The organism is Streptomyces alkaliphilus (assembly GCF_014141535.1).
Classification (GTDB): Bacteria; Actinomycetota; Actinomycetes; order Streptomycetales; family Streptomycetaceae; genus Streptomyces; species Streptomyces alkaliphilus.
In genome coordinates, this window is the sequence record NZ_VKHT01000784.1 from 1 (window position 1) to 2,430 (window position 2,430).

Consider the following 2,430-nt stretch of genomic DNA (forward strand, 5'->3'; position numbering starts at 1 on the left):
GCCCCGATGTTCCAGACCCCCGAGCGGGCCGCAGCCGAGGCCGCCTCCGGCCGCGCCGACGACTTCTCCGACGAGGGCCCCGGGGACGAGGAGGACTTCGAGGCCACCACCCCCGCCGACGAGGGCCCCGACGGCCCCCGGGACGGCGACGCCGACTCCGACACCCTGGCCGACCGCCCCGGTCGTCGTCGCCGGCGCGGTGGCCGTCGCCGTCGCCGCAGCGAACTGGCCGAGCGCGCCGCCGAGACCGCCGGTCGCTCCCGGTCCGCGGAGGACGGGGACGCCACCCCTCGGATCGCCGAGCCGGACACCGACGACGAGCCCGGGGCGCCCGGTGAGCCCGCCGCCGAGGTCGCGGAGGAGACCCCGGAGAAGACCGCCGACGGAACGGGCACCGACACCGGAGCGGACGGCGACGGTGCCGAGGTGGGTGCCGAGGGCGACGGTCCCGAGGACGGAGCCGACGACGGCACCGACGAGACCGGCCGGGGCGGCTCCCGCCGCCGTCGCCGGCGTCGCCGCCGCGGCGGCGAGAACGCCGACACCGAAGAGACCGCCCCCGGCGAGGACGACCCCGAGCGCACCGTCGTCAAGGTTCGCGAACCCCGCCGCAAGCGGGACCGCGAGGAGGCCGACACCGGCTCCGACGGCGTGCAGTCCATCAAGGGCTCCACCCGTCTGGAGGCCAAGAAGCAGCGCCGCCGCGAGGGTCGCGAGCAGGGCCGTCGTCGGGTGCCGATCATCACCGAGGCGGAGTTCCTCGCCCGCCGCGAGGCCGTCGAGCGCGTCATGGTGGTCCGCCAGAGCGGCGAACGCACCCAGATCGGCGTGCTGGAGGATGACATCCTCGTCGAGCACTACGTCAACAAGGAACAGGCCACCAGCTACGTCGGCAACGTCTACCTGGGGAAGGTCCAGAACGTCCTGCCCTCGATGGAGGCCGCCTTCATCGACATCGGCAAGGGCCGCAACGCCGTCCTCTACGCCGGCGAGGTCAACTTCGAGGCGCTCGGCATGAGCGGCGGACCGCGCCGCATCGAGAGCGCGCTGAAGTCCGGCCAGTCGGTCCTGGTGCAGGTCACCAAGGACCCCATCGGCCACAAGGGCGCCCGACTGACCAGCCAGATCTCGCTGCCCGGCCGTTACCTGGTCTACGTGCCGCAGGGCTCGATGACCGGCATCAGCCGCAAGCTCCCGGACACCGAGCGCTCCCGCCTCAAGCAGATCCTCAAGAAGATCGTTCCCGACGACGCGGGTGTCATCGTGCGCACCGCCGCCGAGGGCGCCACCGAGGACGAGCTGACCCGCGACGTGCAGCGACTGCGCGCCCAGTGGGAGGACATCCAACGCAAGGCGAAGAAGGGCACCAACGCCCCGACCCTCCTGCACGGCGAGCCGGACATGACCGTCCGCGTCGTGCGCGACATCTTCAACGAGGACTTCTCCAAGGTCGTCGTCAGCGGCGACGAGGCGTGGGAGACCATCCACGAGTACGTCACCGGGGTGGCCCCCGACCTCGCCCCGCGCCTCCAGCGCTGGACCTCGGAGGTGGACGTCTTCGCGAGCCACCGCATCGACGAGCAGCTGATGAAGGCGCTGGACCGCAAGGTGTGGCTGCCCAGCGGCGGTTCCCTGGTCATCGACCGGACCGAGGCCATGGTCGTGGTCGACGTCAACACCGGTCGCTTCACCGGCCAGGGCGGCAACCTCGAGGAGACGGTCACCCGCAACAACATCGAGGCGGCCGAGGAGATCGTCCGCCAGCTGCGACTGCGCGACCTCGGCGGCATCATCGTCATCGACTTCATCGACATGGTGCTGGAGTCCAACCGGGACCTGGTGATGCGGCGACTCCTGGAATGCCTGGGACGTGACCGCACCAAGCACCAGGTCGCCGAGGTGACCTCCCTCGGACTCGTGCAGATGACCCGCAAGCGGGTCGGACAGGGGCTCCTGGAGTCCTTCTCCGAGACCTGCGCGCACTGCAACGGCCGGGGCGTCATCGTCCACATGGAACAGCCGACCTCGCAGGGCGGTGGCGGGAAGAAGAGCCGCCGCAAGCAGAAGCAGGCCGAGCAGCGGGCCGCCGCCGAGGCGGCGGAGACCGCGGCCGGGGTGACCGGGGGCGACACCGGGGACGAGGAAGAGCCCGTGGTCGTGGAGCCGGGCGTCGAACCCGCCGCGGAGGCACCGGTCGTTGCCGACGAGGGCCCCCTGGAGCTGCGGGCCGACGAGGAGCTGTACCACAGCATCGCCGAGGCCGAGGAGTCCGTGCGCCGTGGCGGACGCCGCCGGCGCGGCGGTCGTCGCGCCTCCGCCCCCGTCACGGCGACGGCCGCGGTCGAGGCCGCGCCCGCCGAGCCGGCCGAGCCCGCCGCGATCGCGGAACCGGAGCCGGAGACCGCCCCGGAGACCCCTGAGACCCCTGAG

General features: G+C 72.7%; 1 protein-coding gene. It reads left to right on the plus strand.

From position 1 onward, the window contains the following. A partial coding sequence (locus FNQ90_RS19740; protein ID WP_182607589.1) for an Rne/Rng family ribonuclease occupies positions 1-2,430 on the plus strand: 2,430 nt, incomplete at both ends.